This is a genomic window from Geodermatophilus tzadiensis, assembly GCF_003002915.1.
GTDB classification, from domain to species: Bacteria; Actinomycetota; Actinomycetes; order Mycobacteriales; family Geodermatophilaceae; genus Geodermatophilus; species Geodermatophilus tzadiensis.
Window position 1 is genome coordinate 144662 of sequence record NZ_PVTG01000008.1, and the last position, 18622, is coordinate 163283.

Consider the following 18622-nt stretch of genomic DNA (forward strand, 5'->3'; position numbering starts at 1 on the left):
CCGGGCGGCCCGGCCGGTGAGGTCAGGCGACCGGCGCGGCGAACCCCTCGAGAGCGGCGGCCAGACCGCCGTCCACGCGGGCGGTCAGCCGGGTGCCGGCCGCCTCGTGCAGCTCGCTGAGCACCTCGCCGTCGCGGTGGACGCGGGCCACCAGGTCGCCGCGGTCGTAGGGCACGAGCACCTCGACCTCGACGTCCGGGTGCGGCAGCCGGGCCGCGAGGACCTCGCGCAGCTGCTCGATGCCCTCGCCGGTGCGGGCCGAGACCCACACCGCGCCGGGCAGGGCGCGGCGCAGGGTCAGCACGTCGTCCTCGGTCATGGCGTCGACCTTGTTGACGACGATCAGCTCGGGCACCGCGGCGGCGTCGATCTCCCGGAGGACGACGTGCACCGCGTCGATCTGGCCCAGCGGGTCGGGGTCGGAGCCGTCGACGACGTGCAGCAGCAGGTCGGCGCCGGCCACCTCCTCCAGCGTGGACCGGAAGGCGTCGACCAGCTGGTGGGGCAGGTGCCGCACGAAGCCGACGGTGTCGGTGAGCGTGTACTCGCGGCCGTCGGGCGACTGGGCGCGGCGCACCGTGGGGTCGAGGGTGGCGAACAGCGCGTTCTCCACCAGCACGCCCGCGCCGGTGAGCCGGTTGAGCAGGCTGGACTTGCCGGCGTTGGTGTAGCCGGCGATCGCCACGCTCGGGACGGCGTTGCGGTCGCGCGCGGAGCGCTGGGTGGCGCGGGCGGTGGCCATGCCGGCGATCTCGCGGCGCAGCTTGCTCACCCGCGACCGGATCCGCCGCCGGTCGGTCTCGATCTTGGTCTCACCGGGACCGCGGGTGCCGATGCCGCCACCGCCGGCGACGCGGCCACCGGCCTGCCGGGACAGCGACTCACCCCAGCCGCGCAGCCGCGGCAGCATGTACTGCATCTGCGCCAGCTCGACCTGGGCCTTGCCCTCCCGGCTGGTGGCGTGCTGGGCGAAGATGTCGAGGATCAGCGCGGTCCGGTCGACCACCTTGACCTTGAGGATCTTCTCCAGCGCGTTGAGCTGGCCGGGGGTCAGCTCGCCGTCGCAGATGACGGTGTCGGCGCCGGTGGCGGCCACGATCGAGCGGATCTCGGTGGCCTTGCCCGAGCCCACGTAGGTGCCGGCGTCGGGCTTGTCCCGGCGCTGGCTGACCGCCTCGAGCACCTCCGAGCCCGCCGTCTCGGCGAGCGCGGCCAGCTCGGCCAGCGAGCGGTCGGCGTCGGCCTGGGTGCCCTCGGTCCACACCCCGACCAGCACGACCCGCTCGAGGCGCAGCTGGCGGTACTCGACCTCGCTGATGTCGGCGAGCTCGGTGGACAGCCCGGCGACCCGGCGCAGGGCGCCACGGGCCTCGAGGTCGTAGGAGCCGGTCGTGTCGTCGTCCCACTGGTCGGCGGGGGCCGGGCGGGTGCCCTCCGCGCGCTCGGCGCGCTCCTGGGCGTCGGCGAGCACGGCGCGGTTCTGTGCGGTCGTCATCGTCTCCAGCGTGACACGCGCGTCGCCGCGGGTCACCTCAGTTACCTGTGCAGTCGTCATACGCCGGGTGCAACGCCGCGCGCCCGCGGAACCATCCCGGTACGCGTGGCCGGGTCCGGCCCGGGTAGGGCCGTGGCAGGACCCGACACACGAGGAGGCTCGAGATGAGCGAGACGGGCAGCAGCGCGGCGGGGGCGGGCGAGGAGCTCGACGACCCGGGCCGTGACCCGGTGGGCCTCGGGGTGCCGCGCAACCCCTTCGGTGGCGCCGACCAGGACACGGGGGCCGGCGCGCCCCGCGGCACCGGCAACGTGGGTCCCGGCGACAAACCCGAGGCGCCGACCGACGAGCCCGAGACCCGCGCCGACACCCCGGACACGCCCTAGGAGCGGAGCCACTCCGCGCTGAGCTCGCCGGTCGCGACCACGACGGCCGGGCCGTGCAGCACCGTCGTCTCCGGGGAGACGTCGACCGTCAGCCGCCCGCCGGGGACGTCGACGACGACGGTGCCGCGCTGGGGGGCGTCGGACCCGGCGGCCAGCGCGGCGTAGGCGGTGGCGCAGGCCCCGGTGCCGCAGGAGCGGGTCTCCCCCACCCCGCGCTCGTGCACCCGCAGCCGCACGTGCGCGTCGGCGCCCTCGGCCGGCCGGGCGAGCACCCGCACGAACTCGACGTTGACGCCCTCGGGGAACAGGCCCGCGTCGAAGCCGGGCTGTCGGGTCAGGTCGAGGGCGTCGAGGTCGATGCCGCTGTCGGCGTCGGTGAGGCAGACCAGGTGCGGGTTGCCCATCGACACCGCCTGCCCGCCGAGGGCCTGCCCGGACACGGTGGCCTCGCCGCGGCCGAACGGCCGGGCCGGACCCATGTCCACCCAGTAGGTGCCGTCGGCGCCGGCGCCCACCCGGCGCGGTCCGCCGCGGGTGCCCACCAGGACGCCGTCGGCGCACGCGGCCCGGTCGAGCAGCCCCTCGGTGACCAGCACGTGCAGGAACAGCCGGATCCCGTTGCCGCACATCTCGGCGTGCGAGCCGTCGGCGTTGCGGTGGTCCATGAACCACTCGCAACGCCCGAGGTCCTCCCCCAGGACGGCGGGGGCGTCGGGCACGTGCGCGCTGCGCACCACCCGCAGGACGCCGTCGCCGCCGAGGCCGGAGCGGCGCTCGCACAGCCGCTGCACCAGGGCGGCGTCGAGGCGGTCCTCGGGCCAGCGGTCCCCGTCGGGGTCGGGCAGGACGACGAAGTCGTTCTCGGTGCCGTGCCCGAGGAGGAACCGGTCGCTCACCGCCCGATCGTACGGCCGGCGAGCAGCCCGCCGACCGCGTCGGCCAGGTCGGGGCGGGCGGCGTCGAACCACGTCGTCGCCGGGTCACGGCGGAACCACGAGCGCTGGCGGCGGACGAACCGTCGGGTGGTGGTGACGGTCCGCTCGCGCGCCTCGTCGGCGGTCAGCGCGCCGTCGAGCTGGGCGAGCACCTGCGCGTAGCCGAGCGCCCGCGCGGCGGTGGGCCCCTCGCGCAGGCCGTCGGCGGCCAGCGCCTCGACCTCGGCGACGAGGCCGGCGGCCCACATCCGGTCCACCCGCTCGGCGACCCGCGCGTCGAGCTCGGCGGGCTCGCGGTCCAGGCCGACGACGACCGCCGGGTAGTGCGGCCGCGGCTCGGGCAGCGTCGCGCGGAACGGCCGGCCGGTGAGCTCGACGACCTCGAGGGCGCGCACGATCCGCCGTCCGTTCGAGGGCAGGACGGCGGCCGCGGCCTCCGGGTCGACCGCCGCGAGGCGGGCGTGCAGGGCAGCCGGCCCGGCATCGGCCAGCTCGGTCCCCAGCCGCGCACGGACGGCGGGGTCGGTGCCGGGGAAGTCGAGGTCGTCGAGGACGGCGCGCACGTAGAGCCCCGACCCGCCCACCAGCAGCGGCACGGTCCCGGCCGCGCGCAGCCGGTCGACCTCGGCGCGCGCCAGCCGCGCGTACTCGACCACCGAGGCGGGCTGGCGCACGTGCCAGACGTCGAGCAGGTGGTGGGGCACCCCCTGCCGCTCGCCGGCGTCGGGCTTGGCGGTGCCGATGTCCATGCCGCGGTAGAGCTGCATCGAGTCGGCGTTGACCACCTCGCCGCCCAGCCGCCGGGCCAGCTGCACCGCCAGCGCCGTCTTGCCGGTCGCCGTGGGCCCGACGACGGCGACGACGGGCGGTGCCCTCACCGCGTCGTCCAGGCGGCGACCAGGTAGCCGACGCCGTAGGGCGCCTCGTCGGCCAGCAGCTCCGCGGTGACCTCGCGGCCGCGGAGGAGCGCGCCGACCGCGCGCCACACGGGGACGCCGGCCGCCAGCAGCCGCGCGCCCTCGGCCGGGTCCAGCACGGCGAGGGCGGCCGCGTCGCCGGCGGCCAGCGCGGCGGCGACGGCGGCGTCGAAGGGCGCGGCCGCCTCGTCGAGGTAGCCCGGTGCCTTGAGGCTGCGGCGCGCCGACCCGTCGCCCATCGCCAGCACCGCCACCGGCCCGGACACCTCATCGACGGCGCCGGCCAGCTCCCCGGGCGCCGCGCCGACGCGCGGCCCGGTGTGCCCGGCGGCGTCGAGCAGCGCCGCGCCGACGGTCAGCGAGAGCGGCAGTCGCCGTCCGCCGGGGCGCACCGGGCCCGACAGCGGCACCTCGAGGTCGACGCCGAAGCCGCGCAGGTCGCCGACGTCCCCGGGGCCGTGGTGGCCCTCCGCGTCCGGCCCGACGACCACGACCGTGTCCGCTCCGGCGGCGAGCAGCGTCCCGACCGCGGTGGCGCAGGCGGCGCGCAGCGCGGCGGTGTCCTCGGCGGCCCGGCCGGCGACCGCGGGCAGCAGCAGCGGCGGGCACGGGCAGAAGGCGACCGCGACCGGTCCGGCGGGCAGGCTGCTCACCGCAGCAGTGTCTCCGACGCGGCGTGGGAGACTGCGGTGCGTGTCGAGCACGGAGAACCCCGGAGACGGGTCGCAGCAGGTCCCCCCGCCCGAGACGGCCGGTCCCGACGCGGTCACCCCGGAGGCCGGGACGCCCGCCGCGCCCACCCCCGCGGACGCGGAGCTGGCCGACCCGACGGCGGCCGCGAGCGCACCGGAGACCGTCGTCGCCGAGGCCGGCGCCCCGGAGGCCGGCACCCCCGAGGCCGGCACCCCGGAGGCCGGCACCCCGGAGGCCGGCACCCCGGAGGCCGGCACCCCGGAGGCCGGCACCCCGGAGGTGAGCACGCCCGCCGCGGCGCCTCCCGCGCCGGCCGCCGAGGCGGCGTCGGACCCCACGCGGTGGGGCCGGGTCGACGAGGACGGCACCGTCTACGTGCGCACCGCCGACGGTGAGCGCGCGGTCGGCTCGTGGCAGGCCGGCGAGCCCGCCGCGGGGCTGGCCCACTTCGCCCGCCGCTACGACGACCTGGCCACCGAGGTCTCGCTGCTCGAGGCCCGGCTGAGGGCGCACACCGGCAACCCGAACGAGATCAAGGCCAAGGCACAGGCGCTGGCCGACACCATCCCCACCGCGACCGCCGTCGGCGACCTCGACGGGCTGGCCGCGCGCGCCCGCGCCATGGTGGGCACCGCCGACTCCGCCGCCGCCGAGTCGCGCGCCGAGAAGGCCGCCGCCCGCGCCGCGCAGGTCGCCCGCAAGGAGGCCCTAGCCGCCGAGGCCGAGCAGATCGCCGCGGAGTCGACGTCGTGGAAGGCCGCCGGCGACCGGCTCAAGGCGATCGTCGAGGAGTGGAAGACGATCCGCGGGATCGACCGCAAGACCGACGAGGCGCTGTGGTCGCGGTTCGCCGCGGCCCGGGACGCCTTCGGCCGCCGCCGGGGCGCCCACTTCGCGGCGCTCGACGCCCAGCGCGGCGAGGCCCGGGCGGCCAAGCAGGAGCTCATCGCCGAGGCCCAGCGGCTGGCGGCGTCGACCGACTGGGGTCCGACGAGCGCCGCGATGCGCACGCTGATGGACCGGTGGAAGGCAGTCCCCCGCACCAGCCGCGACGGCGACGACGACCTGTGGAAGCAGTTCCGCGCCGCCCAGGACGTGTTCTTCAGCGCCCGCGCCGAGTCGGACAAGGCCCGCAACAGCGAGCAGCTGGCCAACCAGCAGGCCAAGGAGGAGCTGCTGGCCGAGGCGGAGAAGCTCGACCCGGCCACCGACCTCCGCGGCGCGCAGGCGGCGCTGCGCCGGATCCAGGAGCGCTACGACGCCATCGGCCACGTGCCGCGCGGCGCGATGCGCTCGCTCGAGGACCGCATGCAGGCCGTCGAGCAGAAGGTCCGGGGCGCCTCCGACGCCGGCCGGGTGCGCACCGCGCCGGAGAACCCGATGGTCACCTCGATGCGCGCGGCGGTGACCAAGGCCGAGGAGCAGCTGGCCAAGGCCGAGGCCGCGGGCGACGCCCGCCGCGTCGAGGAGGCCCGCGCCAACCTCGCTACCCGCCGCGAGTGGCTGGCCGAGGCCGAGAAGACCGCCTCCCGCCGCTGAGGCATAGGAAGCGATCCCACGTCCGGGCGGCCCCGACGTGGGGATCGCTTCCTAAGCCTCGATCAGGCCGGGGCGCCGATGCGGGGCATGCCGAGCAGCACCCCGGGCGTCGTCGGGCGGGTGCCGGCCTCGTGCGCGTCGCCGGCGCGGGTGCGGCGGTGCGACAGCAGCGGGCCGTCGGCGACCAGGTGGTGCGGCGCGGCCGCGGTGACGACGGTCTCGACGACGTCACCCGGGCGCACGCCCGCCCCGCCGGCGAAGTGCACCAGCCGCCCGTCGCGGGCGCGACCGCTCATCCGCCCGGTGCGGGCGTCCTTGCTGCCCTCCCCCGCGGCGGCGAGCAGCTCGACGGTGCGCCCGACCTGCGCCTGGTTCTCCGACCAGCTGATCTCCTCCTGCAGCGCGGTCAGCCGCAGGTAGCGCTCCTGCACGACCTCCTTGGGCAGCTGGCCGTCCATCTCGGCGGCCGGCGTCCCGGGGCGCTTGGAGTACTGGAAGGTGAACGCGCTGGCGAAGCGCGCCTGCCGGACCACCTCGAGGGTCTGCTCGAAGTCGGCCTCGGTCTCGCCGGGGAAGCCGACGATGACGTCGGTGGTGATGGCGGCGTCGGGCATCGCGGCCCGCACCCGGTCGATGATCCCGAGGTAGCGGTCCTGCCGGTAGCCGCGGCGCATCCGGCGCAGCACGTCGTCGGACCCGCTCTGCAGCGGCATGTGCAGCTGGTGGCAGACGGCGGGCGTCTCGGCCATCGCCTCGATGACGTCGTCGGTGAACTCGCGCGGGTGCGGGCTGGTGAACCGCACCCGCTCCAGGCCCTCGATCGCACCCGTCGCGCGGAGCAGGTCGGCGAAGGCGCCGCGGTCGCGGAAGTCCACGCCGTAGGCGTTGACGTTCTGGCCGAGCAGCGTCACCTCGAGCACGCCCTGGTCGACCAGCGCCCGCACCTCGGCCAGGACGTCGCCGGGCCGGCGGTCCTTCTCCTTGCCGCGCAGCGCCGGGACGATGCAGAACGTGCAGGTGTTGTTGCAGCCGACGCTGATCGACACCCACCCGGCGTAGGCGGAGTCCCGCTTCGCCGGCAGCGTCGACGGGAACACCTCGAGCGCCTCGGCGATCTCTACCTGGGCCTCGGCGTTGTGCCGGGCGCGCTCGAGCAGGGCCGGCAGCGAGCCGACGTTGTGCGTGCCGAAGACGACGTCGACCCACGGCGCGCGCCGCACGATCTCGCCGCGGTCCTTCTGCGCCAGGCAGCCGCCGACGGCGATCTGCATGCCCGGGTGGGCGTCCTTGACCGGCCGCAGGTGGCCGAGGTTGCCGTAGAGCCGGTTGTCGGCGTTCTCCCGCACCGCGCAGGTGTTGAGGACGACGACGTCAGCGTCGGCCCCCTCGGGTGCGGCGGCGTAGCCCGCGGCCTCGAGCAGGCCGGACAGGCGCTCGGAGTCGTGCACGTTCATCTGGCACCCGTAGGTGCGCACGCGGTAGGTGCGCAGCGGGCTGTCGACCTCTGTTCCCATGGCGTCTGCGAGGGTACGGCGCGACGCCGGTCACCCGGCGTGAGCGGACCCGTTACTGGATCGTGATGACCTCGGGACCGCGCCGTCCCCCGGCGGCTCTAGGGTTCCCCGGGTGACCAGCCAGCTCGCCGGAGGACCTCTCGTCCAGCTGACCGGCGTCAACAAGTGGTTCGGTGAACTGCACGTCCTCCAGGACATCGACCTCGCGATCGACCGCGGCGAGGTCGTCGTCGTGATCGGCCCGTCGGGCTCGGGCAAGTCCACGCTCTGCCGCACGATCAACCGGCTCGAGTCCATCCAGCAGGGCGAGATCCGCATCGACGGCGAGAAGCTCCCCGAGGAGGGCAAGGCGCTCGCGCGGCTGCGCAGCGACGTCGGGATGGTCTTCCAGAGCTTCAACCTCTTCGCGCACAAGACGATCCTCGAGAACGTCACCCTGGCCCCGACCCGGGTGCGCCGGCAGGGCAAGGCGCAGGCCGAGGCGCGCGCCCGCGAGCTGCTCGAGCGGGTCGGCGTCGCCCACCAGGCCGACAAGTACCCCGCGCAGCTCTCCGGCGGCCAGCAGCAGCGCGTGGCCATCGCCCGCGCGCTGGCGATGGACCCCAAGGTCATCCTCTTCGACGAGCCGACCTCGGCCCTGGACCCGGAGATGATCAACGAGGTCCTCGACGTCATGACGTCGCTGGCCCGGGAGGGCATGACGATGGTCGTGGTCACCCACGAGATGGGCTTCGCCCGGCGGGCGGCCAACCGGGTCGTGTTCATGGACGGCGGCCGGATCGTCGAGTCCGCCGACCCGGAGACCTTCTTCACCGCCCCGCGCTCGGACCGGGCGCGCGACTTCCTCTCCAAGATCCTCAACCACTGACCACCCGGGAGGACCCACCCATGCGCAGCACCCGACGACTCGCGGCGTTCGCCGCGCTCGGCCTCGCCCTCGCGGCCTGCTCCAGCGAGGCCGGCAACCAGGCCGCGGAGGAGTCCTCCAGCGCGCCGACCGTCGCCGAGGACGTCGACTTCCCCGAGGGCTCGACCATGGCCGAGCTGAACGAGGCCGGGACGATCAGGGTCGGCACCAAGTACGACCAGCCCGGGTTCGGCCTGCTCAACCCGCAGAGCGGCCAGCCCGAGGGCTTCGACGTCGAGATCGCCAAGATCGTCGCCGGTGAGCTGGGCATCGCGCCCGAGGACATCGAGTTCACCGAGACCGTCTCGGCCAACCGCGAGCCGTTCATCCAGAACGGCCAGGTCGACATCGTCGTGGCCACCTACACGATCAACGACGCCCGCAAGCAGGTCGTCGACTTCGCCGGCCCGTACTACGTCGCCGGGCAGGACATCATGGTCGCGGCCGGCAACCCCGACGGCATCCAGGGCCCCGAGGACCTGGCCGGCAAGACCGTCTGCTCGGTCGAGGGCTCGACGCCGGCGCAGAACATCCGGGACAACTACCCGGAGGCCCAGCTGGTGACCTACGACGTCTACTCCAAGTGCGCCGACGACCTGGCCAACGGCAACGTCCAGGCCGTGACGACGGACAACGTCATCCTCACCGGGCTGGTCGCCGGCAACCCGGAGGGCTTCGAGCTGGTGGGCAACCCGTTCACCGAGGAGCCCTACGGCATCGGCCTGGCGCTCGGCGACACCGACTTCCGCAACTTCATCAACGACGTCCTCGAGGAGTCCTACGAGGACGGCCGCTGGGCCGACGCCTGGGACCGCACCGTCGGGCAGATCACCGGCGAGGAGGCCCCCGAGCCGCCGTCGGTCGACCGGTACTGACCCCACCGACCGGTCCGGACGCCGCCGGGCGGGCTCCCCGCCCGGCGGCGTCTCCCGGTGACTGAGAGATCGAGGGCGCGGTGCAGTTCCTCAGCGACAACTCCGACCTGTTGTGGAGCGCGTTCCTGACGACGCTCTCCCTCGCGGTCGTCAGCGGCCTGTGCGCGCTGGTGCTCGGCACCGTGCTGGCCGCGATGCGGGTGAGCCCGGTGCCCCCGCTGCGCGGGCTGGCCACCTTCTACGTCGAGGTCTTCCGCAACACCCCGCTGACCGTCGTGTTCTTCTTCCTGGCGTTCGGCATCGTGCAGATCGACCTGCAGTTCCCGAGCCGCTTCCTCACCGCGGTGGCGGCGCTGTCGCTCTACACCGCCGCGTTCGTCTGCGAGGCGCTGCGGTCGGGCATCAACTCCGTCCCGGCGGGCCAGGCGGAGGCCGCCCGGGCGCTCGGGCTGACCTTCGGGCAGTCGCTGCGCCAGGTGGTCCTCCCCCAGGCGTTCCGCACCGTGGTGCCGCCGCTGGGCAACGTGTGGATCGCGCTGGCGAAGAACACCTCGATCGCCGCCGGGTTCGCCGTCACCGACCTGACCGCCGCGCTCCAGCGGCTGGCCAACGCCAACGCCGACCAGCTGCTCGCCGTCTTCGCCGCGGTCGTCGCCGGCTACCTGGTCATCACGCTCCCCTCCGCCTGGCTGATCCGGGTGGTCGAGACCCGGGTGGCGATCGTCCGATGAGCACCAGCGTCCTGTTCGACCTGCCGGGGCCCCGCGCCCGTCGCCGGCAGCTGGTGGGCACCGTGGTGGGCGCCCTCGTCGTCGCCGCGCTCGTCGGGCTGGCCCTGTGGCGGCTGGCGGCCAACGGCCAGCTGCAGCCCGACCGGTGGGCCGTGCTGTTCGACCCGGCCTCGGGTGTCCCGCAGGCCCTGTGGGAGGGGCTGCTCAACACGCTGGCCGTGGCCGCGGTCGGCATGGTGCTGGCCACCGTGCTGGGCGCGCTGCTGGCGGTCGGGCGGCTGTCGGACCACGCGTGGGTGCGCATCCCGGTCGGCGTGGTCATCGAGCTCTTCCGCGCCGTGCCGCTGCTGATCCTGATCCTGTTCTGCCTGCTGTTCCTGCCCACGGTCGGCGTCCCGATGACGGCGTTCCGGGCGCTGGTGCTGGGGCTGACGCTCTACAACATGGCCGTGCTGGCCGAGATCTTCCGGGCCGGGATCCTGTCGGTGGACCGGGGCCAGCAGGAGGCGGCCTACGCCCTCGGCATGCGCAAGACGCAGGTCATGACGCTGGTCCTGCTGCCGCAGGCGGTGCGCCGGATGCTGCCGGTGCTGGTGGCCCAGCTCGTGGTCCTGCTCAAGGACTCGTCGCTGGGCTTCATCGTCGGCTACGTCGAGCTGCTGCGGACCGCGCGCAGCCTGGTGGAGTTCTTCAACTTCTCCTTCGGCAGCCAGTACACCTTCCAGCTCTACGTGGCCGCCGGCCTGATCTACATCATCGTCAACGTGGTGCTCTCCCAGGTGGCCCGCAGCGTGGAGAAGCGCACCCGGCGCAGCACCAAGGCCGCCGCGGCCAAGGACGTCGAGCTGCCCGCCGACGTGCAGATGGGCGGGGGTGGCGGGCCGGCCTGACCGGCCGGTCGCGCGGGACACGGAACGGTCACGCGGCGCCCCGCTCGTCCCGCACCGCACCGCGGGTCCACGGGTGGTCAGGCGCGGTGCCGGGGCTGCCGAGTACGGGTCCGTGGACACCGCTCTCCGCCCCGTCGTGCCGCCGCTGCCCACCGTGGTGCGCCTGCCCGGGGGGCAGTCCGACGCCGCCCAGGACTTCGTGAACCGGCTGCGGGCTGCCTCGGCCTCCTTCGCCGGCGCCGCGGGTGCCGACTCCGCCGTCGTCCGCGAGGCGGTGCCCCCGGCCCGGCACCGGCGCGCCCGCTGCCGCGTCGTGCTGCGCATGTTCGACGGCGCCGAGGTCGACATGACCTTCCTCGGCCCGGTCAGCCGCCCGGCCCTGGCACCCGACCGCTCCTTCGAGGCGCAGATCGCCCGCTGGCTGCGCGCCGGGCACGTCCGCGGCGCCGAGGGGGCGTGGCTGGTGCCCGACGACGAGGCCCCCGGTGGCCGCGCCGTCGACCTCACCGCCTGGTCGACCGCGGCCGGGTCGACGGCGACCGGGGCGATCGCCCGCTGACCGCGGCTGCTCCCTCCCACGTGGACGGGCCCCGTCGCCGGCTCCGGGAGCCGGCGACGGGGCCCGTCGTCGTGTGTGCGGCCCGTCAGGGCAGGTCGTCCTCCCAGCCGGGACCGTCCGGCCCGTCGGGGTCGGGATCGGTGCCGAAGCCGGTCCCGTCGAGGACGTCGCGGACCACCGCCGCGGCCAGCCCGCCGCCGTAGCCCTTGCGGGCCAGCATGCCCACCAGCCGGCGGGTGGCGGTGACCCGGTCGACCCGGCGGAGGCCGGACAGGCGCCGCTCGACCAGCCGGCGGGCCGCCTCGCGCTCGTCCTCGTCGTCGACCAGGGCGAGGGCCTGCTCGGCGTCCTCGCCGTCGACGCCCTTCGCCCGCAGCTCCGCCTTCAGGGCCCGGCGGGCCAGGCCACGGCCGGCCTGGCGGGAGCTCACCCAGGCGCGGGCGAAGGCGGCGTCGTCGACGAGGCCCACCTCGCCGAACCGGTCGAGCACGGCGGCGGCGGCGTCCTCGGGGACACCGCGGCGCTCGAGCAGCTCGGCCAGCTGTCGGCGGGTCTTCGGGGCGCCGGTGAGCGCCCGCAGGCAGACCGCCCGGGCCACCGACTCGGGGTCGCCCGGCTCGTCGGCGGGGTCCCCGGGGACCGCGTCCGAGCCGTCGGGGCCCGCGGGGTGGACGGCGGCCGGGCCGTCCGGGTCAGGGGACGGCCCGGACCGCCGCCGGCGCCCGGCCCGCCCGTGCGGTGAGTCCCCGCGCGGGCGGCGCCGGCCACCGGGCCGGTCGGACCGCTCGGGCTCGTCATCCCAGGGGGACGGGCCCGGCCGGCCGGTCATCGGAGTGCTCAGAAGTCGACCGGGTCAGCGGCCGGGGCGTCGACCTGCGGGCCGATGCCCAGCTTCTCCTTGACCTTCTTCTCGATCTCGTCGGCGAGGTCGGGGTTGTCGCGCAGGAAGGAGCGGACGTTCTCCTTGCCCTGGCCGAGCTGGTCGCCCTCGTACGTGTACCAGGCGCCGGACTTGCGGATGAAGCCCTGCTCGACACCGGCGTCGATGAGGCCGCCCTCGCGGCTGAAGCCCTGACCCCACAGCAGGTCGAGCTCGGCCTGCTTGAACGGCGCGGCGACCTTGTTCTTCACGACCTTGACCCGCACCCGGCTGCCGACGGCGTCGGTGCCCTGCTTGAGGGTCTCGATCCGGCGCACGTCGAGGCGGACCGACGAGTAGAACTTCAGCGCACGACCACCGGTGGTGACCTCGGGCGAGCCGTAGACGATGCCGACCTTCTCGCGCAGCTGGTTGATGAAGATCGCGGTGGTGCCCGAGTTGTTCAGCGCACCGGTGATCTTGCGCAGCGCCTGGCTCATGAGGCGGGCCTGCAGACCCACGTGGCTGTCACCCATCTCGCCCTCGATCTCGGCGCGGGGCACCAGGGCCGCGACGGAGTCGATGACGATGATGTCGAGCGCGCCGGAGCGGATGAGCATGTCGGCGATCTCGAGCGCCTGCTCACCGGTGTCGGGCTGGCTGACCAGCAGCGCGTCGGTGTCGACGCCGATGGCCCGGGCGTACTCGGGGTCGAGGGCGTGCTCGGCGTCGATGAAGGCCGCGATGCCGCCGGCGGCCTGGGCGTTGGCCACCGCGTGCAGGGCGACCGTCGTCTTGCCCGAGGCCTCGGGGCCGTAGACCTCGATGACGCGGCCGCGGGGCAGGCCGCCGATGCCCAGCGCGATGTCGAGCGCGATCGAGCCGGTCGGGATGACCTTGATCGCCTGGGCAGCGCTGTCGCCCAGCCGCATGACCGAGCCCTTGCCGAACTGCTTGTCGATCTGGGCGAGGGCCATGTCGAGGGCCTTGTCGCGGTCGAGCGTTGCCATGGTGCTCACCTTCGGGAAGTCGCGTGCGGAGTCGGTGTGGTGTCGCGGACGACGCTAGGTCGGGGGTCTGACACTTTCCGGGAGCGGGCCGGACCTGTGGAGGAGCGACTCCCCTGTGGACGCCACTGTAGGGCGAACACACGTTCGAGTCGAGCGACACGCACGGGCCGCCCCGGTCGCCGTCACACCAGCCCCTGCCGGTGGGCGAACACCGCCGCCTGGGTGCGGTCGCGCAGTCCCAGCTTGCCCAGGACGCGGGCCACGTGCGTCTTCACGGTGAGCTCCGAGAGGACCAGTGCCGCGGCGATCTCGGCGTTGGACTCCCCCCGGGCCACCGCCTGCAGCACCTCCCGCTCGCGGGCGGTGAGCGAGGCCACGCGCGGGTCGGGCGGGGTGCCCGCCGGCAGCCGGTGCGCGACCGTGTCGAGCAGGCGGCGGGTCACCCGGGGCGAGACGACGGCGTCCCCGCGCGCGACCGCCCGCACCGCCCGCAGCAGCTCACCGGGCTCGGCGTTCTTCGGCAGGAAGCCGCTCGCCCCCGCCCGCAGCGCGGCGAACGCGTACTCGTCGAGGTCGAACGTGGTGAGCACCAGGACCCGCGCCGGCAGGTCCTCGGCGACGATGCGGCGGGTGGCCTCGACGCCGTCGACACCGGGCATCCGCACGTCCATCACCACCACGTCGGGCCGCAGCTCGCGGGTCAGCGCGACCGCCTCCACGCCGTCGGCGGCCTGGCCCACGACGGTCAGGTCGTCCTGCGCCTCGAGCACCATCGACAGGCCGACGCGCACGAGGGGCTCGTCGTCGACGAGCAGCACGCGCGTGGTCACGGGGCGGCCACCGGGGCGCCGTCCTCCTCCACGCGGGCGGCCGCGAGGGGCAGCACCGCGGCCACCCGCCAGCCGCCGGCCGGGCGAGGTCCGGCGGTGACCGACCCGTCCCAGGCCGCCACCCGCTCCCGCATGCCGACCAGCCCGTGCCCGGCCCGGTCGGGGGCGGCGGCCGCGGGGGCGCCGTCGTCGGTCACCTCGACGGCGAGCTCGGCCGCCCGCCAGTCGAGCCGGACCTCGGCCGACCGCGCACCGCGGGCGTGCCGCAGCGTGTTGGTCAGCGCCTCCTGCACCAGCCGGTGGACGGCGAGCTGCGCACCGGCCGGCAGCGGCCGCGGCCGGCCCGTGACCCGGAGCACCGTGGGGAGGCCGGCGGCGCGCACCTGTTCCACGACGCCGGTCAGGTCGGCCAGGCCCGGCGCCGGCGCGCGCTCGGCCGGGTCGTCGTCGGTGCGCAGGACCCCGACCAGCCGGTGCATCTCGGCGAGCGCCTGCCGGCCGGTGGCGGCGATCTGCGCCACCGCCTCCCGGGCCTGCCCGGTGCCGGGCGCGAAGCCGGCGCCGTCGGCGAGCGCCGTCATGACCGACAGGTTGTGCGCGACGACGTCGTGCAGTTCGCGGGCGATGCGGGCCCGCTCCTCGACGACGGCGACCCGAGCCCGGGCGTCGCGCTCCCGCTCGGCGCGGGCGGCGCGGTCCTCCAGTGCCTCGAGGTAGGCGCGCCGGGTGCGGCGGTCGCGGCCCACGACGGCCGCGGTGACGGTGACCGCGGCCAGCGGGACGACGGCGGCGCCACCGGGGCGCCCGGCCAGCGCGGCCGCGCCGGCCAGCACGGGGACGGCCAGGCAGGTGGCGACGGCGGCGGCCGCCGTCCGCGGGGCGCAGCGGTCGACGACCCACACGAGCAGCAGCAGCACGGCCGCCCCGGCCGGCAGCAGGTACCGCAGCTCGAGGCCGTGGACCAGCCACCAGCCGACGACCACGGCGACGCTGACCCCGAAGGCCGGGAGGGGCGCCCGGGCGCGGGCCAGGGCCGGCGCCCAGGCCAGCAGGGTGACGACGACGTCGGCGGGGGTCGGCCCGCCGAAGCGCAGGAGCGGGCCGACGGAGAGGACGGCGCCGGCGACCACCGGTCCCACCGTCCCCACCGCCGACCGCACCTGCACGGGCGCCATCGTGCCCCCCGCCGGCCCGCCGGGCCGGGTGCTCACGCGTCGCGTCGGCGCACCGTGACCACCGCGGCGGCGAAGAGCACGACGAGGTAGCCGCAGAGGACGGCCAGGCCGGTCCACGGCGCGAACTCGTCGGGCCCGGTGACGCGCTGCACGATGCTCGAGCCGGCCTGGCCCGGGAGCCACCGCACGACGTCGGGACCCCAGCTCGAGGGCAGCAGGTTGCCGAGCACCGGCAGCAGGAAGACGATCCCGAACAGCGTGCCGATGGCGCCGCCGGTGGAGCGCAGCAGCCAGCCCAGCGCGGAGCCGAGCAGGCCGATCCCCGTCACGTACAGCCCGGCGCCGAGGACGGCGCGCGCCGCCCCGTCGTCGGTCAGGGACACCCCCGCGTCGCCGAGCGAGGCCTGACCGACGAGGAAGGCGGCCAGGGCGGCCAGGGCGGTCGTCGCCAGACCCACCGCGGCGAGCACCACGGCGCGGGCCAGCAGCACCGGCCAGCGCTGCGGCACGGCGGCGAAGGTCACCCGCACCGCGCCGCTGGTGTACTCGCCGGTGACGAGCAGCACGCCGAGCACCCCGACGACGAGGGCGGCCAGGTTGTGGCCGCCGAGGCTCAGCGCGACCGGGTCGGCCAGGTCCAGGCCGGGCGGGCCGCCCCGCCCGCCGGGGCCGCCGGACTCCGCCGTCGAGGTGAACAGCAGCCCGAGCAGGACCATCGCGGCCGACGCCCCGCCGAGCACCCACCAGGTGGTGCGCAGCGACCGGACGGCCACCCACTGCCCGGCCAGCAGGCCGCGGACGCCGCCGCCGGCCGGGCGCCACGCGGGCGTCACGCGGGCGCGGTCGGGACCGAGGGTGCCGGTGCTCATGCCAGGACCTCCTGTGCGGCGTCGGTGCGGTACTCCCGCTCGTCGCGGGTCAGGTCCATGAAGGCCTCCTCCAGGGAGGCCGACACCGGGGTCAGCTCGTGCAGCGCGATCCCGGCGCGGGCGGCGCGGTCGCCGATCTCGGCGGCGGCCAGCCCGCGCACCTCGACCAACCCGCGCTCCGGGGAGTCCAGGACGACGCCCTCGCCGGCCAGCAGGTCGACCAGCTCCACCGCCTGCGGGCTGCGGACCCGCACCGACGAGCCGCCGGCCTGCCGCAGCACGTCGGCGGTGGGTGCGTCGACGACCAGCCGCCCCCGGCCGAGGACGACGAGGTGGTCGGCGGTCACCGCCATCTCGCTCATCAGGTGCGAGGACACCAGCACGGTCCGCCCCTCGGCCGCCAGCCGCCGGGTGAGGGTGCGGATCCACAGCACGCCGTCGGGGTCCAGGCCGTTGACCGGCTCGTCGAGCACCACCGTGGCCGGGTCGCCCAGCAGGGCGGTCGCCACCCCGAGGCGCTGGCCCATGCCGAGGGAGAACCCGCCGACGCGCCGGCCGGCCACCGCCGTCAGCCCGGCGAGGTCCAGGACGGCGTCGACCCGCGACCGCGGCACCCCGGCCGTGGCGGCGAGCAGGCGCAGGTGGTCGCGCGCGGATCGCCCCGGGTGCGCCGAGCGGGCCTCGAGGAGGGCACCGACGGCACGCAGCGGGGCGGGCAGGTCGGTGTAGCGGCGGCCGTCCACCCGGACGGTGCCGGCCGTCGGCCGGTCGAGGCCGACGACGACGCGCATCGTCGTCGACTTCCCGGCTCCGTTGGGGCCGAGGAAGCCGGTCACCCGACCGGGGCGGATGGTGACGGTGAGGTCGTCGACGGCCGTCCGGTCGCCGTAGCGCTTGGTCAGTCCACGGATCTCGATCACGCGGTCGACGCTAGGGAGCCCGGCCCCCTCCGCGCGTCGGCCGGCAGGACGGACCCCGGGCCCCGGCCCCTCCTCCGCAGGGAGTACGCCGCGGGGTCAGCGGTCCCTCGGCGGGACGTCGTACTCCTCGCAGATGGCCAGCCACACGCGGCGGACGGGCAGCCCGGCCTCGATCGCGTCGACGGCCGTCCGGCCGCCGAGGGAGGAGAAGACGTGGTCGCGCGCCACCGTCTGTGCCCGCATCGACCCGAACTGGCCCTCGAGCCGGGACCAGAACTCCTGCAGGCGCACGCCCCGACGCTAACGCGCCTCCCCGTCGGCGGGAGCGGCCGCGTGGTCGGCGATCCCCTGGCGGAGCCGCCGGACCAGCGCCGCGGGGTCGTCGGCGGCCAGCCGCACCTCGATCACCGGGCGGCCGCCGGTGCGGGCGAGGGGCAGCACCAGCGGCGTGCGCAGCTCGACGTCGACCTGGGTGGAGGCGACGACGGCGACCGACACCGCCCGCCGCTCCCCCTCCTCCGCGACGACGACCGTGCGCGAGCCCTCGACGCTGCGCCGCCGGACGCGCGCGACGGCGATCTCCTCCCACGGCACCCGGACGTCGACGGTCCAGCCGCTGCGCACCCGCAGCCCCGCGGCGTCGACGGTGTGCGGGTGCACGCGCAGCCCGGCGAGCATCCCGAGCATCCACAGCAGCCCGTAGAGGCCGAGGACCGCCACCGCGACCCGCAGCGACCGCCAGGGCAGCAGCCAGTCGACCAGCGGGATCTCGACCGCCGACAGCACGACGAACGTCCACATCACCGGCGCGGCCGCCGAGGCGTACGGGAAGGCCTCGGCTCCGGCCGGCACGTCGGGACGGCGGCGCACCCACCGCCACAGGCTGCGCCACGTGCCGAGCTCGAAGACCACCGCGCGGCGCACGAGCTCGCGGGCGGTCACGGGGTCTCCTCCGCCGCGGCGCCGCCCGGGACCAGGGCGCGCAGCCGCTCGAGGACCTCGTCCAGCGCGGCGACCAGTCCGTCGAGACGGTCCGGCGCCAGCCCGCCGAACAGCTGGTCGGCGAGCTGCGCCTGCCCGGCCGCCATCTCCTCGAGCAGCCGCTCGGCGCGGGCGGTGGGGGTCACCAGAGTGGCCCGCCGGTCGGTGGGGTGCGGCTCGCGGGTGACCAGGCCGGCCCCGGCCAGCCCGTCGACCAGGCCGGTGACGTTGCGGGCGCTGACGCCGAGGGCGTCGGCGAGCGCCCGCTGGGTGCTGGGGCCGGCGGCACGCAGCCGCCACAGCAGCGTCGTGCGGGCGACGGTGAGGCCCTCGGCCGCCAGCGACGTCGTCATGTCGCGGCCGAGCAGGACGGTGACCTCGAGCACCCGGTCCAGCGCGGCCAGCGTGGCGCCCGTCATCGTGAACCCCCTACACCGTGAAGGAGCTTCACCATATCGGACGCCTAGGCTGGCGGCGTGTTCCCCACCACCGGCTCGGCCACCTGGGACACGGTCCTGGAGATCGGCATCGCGCTGT

21 protein-coding genes are annotated in these 18622 nt (G+C 75.9%); 7 read left to right on the forward strand and 14 right to left on the reverse strand.

Annotated elements, in window-relative coordinates:
• Window positions 1-22 precede the first annotated feature (22 nt).
• Window positions 23-1495, reverse strand: a complete 1473-nt coding sequence (hflX, locus tag LY71_RS12310) for a GTPase HflX (RefSeq protein WP_106277984.1) — start codon at window positions 1493-1495, stop codon at window positions 23-25.
• A 164-nt stretch (window positions 1496-1659) separates the two neighbouring features.
• Between hflX and LY71_RS12315 the strand changes: the two genes are divergently transcribed.
• Window positions 1660-1881: a hypothetical protein gene (locus LY71_RS12315; RefSeq protein ID WP_106277834.1), complete on the forward strand. Its 222-nt coding sequence runs from the start codon at window positions 1660-1662 to the stop codon at window positions 1879-1881.
• On the opposite strand, the gene dapF is transcribed toward LY71_RS12315, so the two are convergent.
• From dapF to LY71_RS12330, 3 genes are read right to left on the reverse strand one after another with little or no spacing between them, the layout of a single operon-like run.
• Window positions 1878-2777, reverse strand: coding sequence for a diaminopimelate epimerase (gene dapF / locus LY71_RS12320; protein WP_106277836.1), 900 nt, complete (start codon window positions 2775-2777; stop codon window positions 1878-1880). The two genes, LY71_RS12315 and dapF, sit on opposite strands and share 4 nt — an antisense overlap.
• Window positions 2774-3694 (reverse strand): tRNA (adenosine(37)-N6)-dimethylallyltransferase MiaA, encoded by a 921-nt coding sequence (gene miaA, locus LY71_RS12325; RefSeq protein ID WP_106277839.1) that lies wholly within the window; start codon window positions 3692-3694, stop codon window positions 2774-2776. The genes dapF and miaA overlap by 4 nt, the downstream gene beginning before the upstream one ends.
• Entirely contained in the window at window positions 3691-4386 is a 696-nt protein-coding gene (locus LY71_RS12330; protein WP_106277841.1) for a class III extradiol ring-cleavage dioxygenase family protein, read from the reverse strand. The genes miaA and LY71_RS12330 overlap by 4 nt, the downstream gene beginning before the upstream one ends.
• A gap of 40 nt (window positions 4387-4426) precedes the next feature.
• On the opposite strand from LY71_RS12330, the gene LY71_RS12335 reads away from it, so the two are divergent.
• Window positions 4427-5965, forward strand: coding sequence for a DUF349 domain-containing protein (locus LY71_RS12335; RefSeq protein WP_106277843.1), 1539 nt, complete (start codon window positions 4427-4429; stop codon window positions 5963-5965).
• Window positions 5966-6027: 62 nt separating this feature from the next.
• Here the strand turns inward: LY71_RS12335 and miaB are convergent, their stop codons facing one another.
• On the reverse strand, window positions 6028-7479 hold the full coding sequence (miaB, locus tag LY71_RS12340; protein WP_106277845.1) for a tRNA (N6-isopentenyl adenosine(37)-C2)-methylthiotransferase MiaB: 1452 nt from the start codon (window positions 7477-7479) through the stop codon (window positions 6028-6030).
• 112 nt (window positions 7480-7591) lie between these two features.
• Between miaB and LY71_RS12345 the strand changes: the two genes are divergently transcribed.
• From LY71_RS12345 to LY71_RS12365, 5 genes are all read left to right on the forward strand, one after another.
• Entirely contained in the window at window positions 7592-8347 is a 756-nt protein-coding gene (locus tag LY71_RS12345) for an amino acid ABC transporter ATP-binding protein (protein WP_106277848.1), read from the forward strand.
• A gap of 20 nt (window positions 8348-8367) precedes the next feature.
• The gene (locus tag LY71_RS12350; protein WP_106277850.1) at window positions 8368-9261 is read left to right on the forward strand and encodes a glutamate ABC transporter substrate-binding protein; all 894 of its coding nucleotides are present in this window, start codon (window positions 8368-8370) and stop codon (window positions 9259-9261) included.
• A gap of 80 nt (window positions 9262-9341) precedes the next feature.
• Entirely contained in the window at window positions 9342-9992 is a 651-nt protein-coding gene (locus LY71_RS12355; RefSeq protein WP_106277852.1) for an amino acid ABC transporter permease, read from the forward strand.
• Entirely contained in the window at window positions 9989-10882 is an 894-nt protein-coding gene (locus LY71_RS12360; protein WP_106277855.1) for an amino acid ABC transporter permease, read from the forward strand. The genes LY71_RS12355 and LY71_RS12360 overlap by 4 nt, the downstream gene beginning before the upstream one ends.
• A 112-nt stretch (window positions 10883-10994) precedes the next feature.
• Window positions 10995-11441 (forward strand): hypothetical protein, encoded by a 447-nt coding sequence (locus LY71_RS12365; protein ID WP_146146130.1) that lies wholly within the window; start codon window positions 10995-10997, stop codon window positions 11439-11441.
• 85 nt (window positions 11442-11526) lie between these two features.
• Here LY71_RS12365 and LY71_RS12370 read toward each other — a convergent pair whose 3' ends face one another.
• From LY71_RS12370 to LY71_RS12410, 9 genes are all read right to left on the reverse strand, one after another.
• Complete coding sequence (locus LY71_RS12370; protein ID WP_245887859.1) at window positions 11527-12039, reverse strand: regulatory protein RecX; 513 nt, start codon at window positions 12037-12039, stop codon at window positions 11527-11529.
• A gap of 239 nt (window positions 12040-12278) precedes the next feature.
• Complete coding sequence (gene recA / locus LY71_RS12375; RefSeq protein WP_106277862.1) at window positions 12279-13310, reverse strand: recombinase RecA; 1032 nt, start codon at window positions 13308-13310, stop codon at window positions 12279-12281.
• A gap of 182 nt (window positions 13311-13492) precedes the next feature.
• Window positions 13493-14140: a response regulator gene (locus tag LY71_RS12380; protein ID WP_106277864.1), complete on the reverse strand. Its 648-nt coding sequence runs from the start codon at window positions 14138-14140 to the stop codon at window positions 13493-13495.
• Complete coding sequence (locus LY71_RS12385) at window positions 14137-15306, reverse strand: sensor histidine kinase (protein ID WP_211297302.1); 1170 nt, start codon at window positions 15304-15306, stop codon at window positions 14137-14139. The genes LY71_RS12380 and LY71_RS12385 overlap by 4 nt, the downstream gene beginning before the upstream one ends.
• Before the next feature lie 41 nt (window positions 15307-15347).
• The gene (locus LY71_RS12390; RefSeq protein WP_106277866.1) at window positions 15348-16184 is read right to left on the reverse strand and encodes an ABC-2 transporter permease; all 837 of its coding nucleotides are present in this window, start codon (window positions 16182-16184) and stop codon (window positions 15348-15350) included.
• Window positions 16181-17104: an ATP-binding cassette domain-containing protein gene (locus LY71_RS12395; RefSeq protein ID WP_106277868.1), complete on the reverse strand. Its 924-nt coding sequence runs from the start codon at window positions 17102-17104 to the stop codon at window positions 16181-16183. Before LY71_RS12395 ends, LY71_RS12390 begins: the two co-directional genes overlap by 4 nt.
• A 96-nt stretch (window positions 17105-17200) precedes the next feature.
• Window positions 17201-17395, reverse strand: a complete 195-nt coding sequence (locus LY71_RS12400) for a DUF3046 domain-containing protein (RefSeq protein ID WP_106277871.1) — start codon at window positions 17393-17395, stop codon at window positions 17201-17203.
• 9 nt (window positions 17396-17404) lie between these two features.
• Entirely contained in the window at window positions 17405-18046 is a 642-nt protein-coding gene (locus LY71_RS12405; RefSeq protein ID WP_106277873.1) for a hypothetical protein, read from the reverse strand.
• Window positions 18043-18504: a MarR family winged helix-turn-helix transcriptional regulator gene (locus LY71_RS12410; protein WP_106277876.1), complete on the reverse strand. Its 462-nt coding sequence runs from the start codon at window positions 18502-18504 to the stop codon at window positions 18043-18045. The genes LY71_RS12405 and LY71_RS12410 overlap by 4 nt, the downstream gene beginning before the upstream one ends.
• Window positions 18505-18622 lie beyond the last annotated feature (118 nt).

What these genes read in the sequence shown, in the direction of transcription:
- hflX (WP_106277984.1), bottom strand. Translation starts at nt 1,495, where the DNA reads ATGACGACCGCACAGAACCGCGCCGTGCTCGCCGACGCCCAGGAGCGC.
- LY71_RS12315 (WP_106277834.1), top strand. Translation starts at nt 1,660, where the DNA reads ATGAGCGAGACGGGCAGCAGCGCGGCGGGGGCGGGCGAGGAGCTCGAC.
- miaB (WP_106277845.1), bottom strand. Translation starts at nt 7,479, where the DNA reads ATGGGAACAGAGGTCGACAGCCCGCTGCGCACCTACCGCGTGCGCACC.
- LY71_RS12350 (WP_106277850.1), top strand. Translation starts at nt 8,368, where the DNA reads ATGCGCAGCACCCGACGACTCGCGGCGTTCGCCGCGCTCGGCCTCGCC.
- LY71_RS12360 (WP_106277855.1), top strand. Translation starts at nt 9,989, where the DNA reads ATGAGCACCAGCGTCCTGTTCGACCTGCCGGGGCCCCGCGCCCGTCGC.
- recA (WP_106277862.1), bottom strand. Translation starts at nt 13,310, where the DNA reads ATGGCAACGCTCGACCGCGACAAGGCCCTCGACATGGCCCTCGCCCAG.
- LY71_RS12390 (WP_106277866.1), bottom strand. Translation starts at nt 16,184, where the DNA reads ATGAGCACCGGCACCCTCGGTCCCGACCGCGCCCGCGTGACGCCCGCG.
- LY71_RS12410 (WP_106277876.1), bottom strand. Translation starts at nt 18,504, where the DNA reads ATGACGGGCGCCACGCTGGCCGCGCTGGACCGGGTGCTCGAGGTCACC.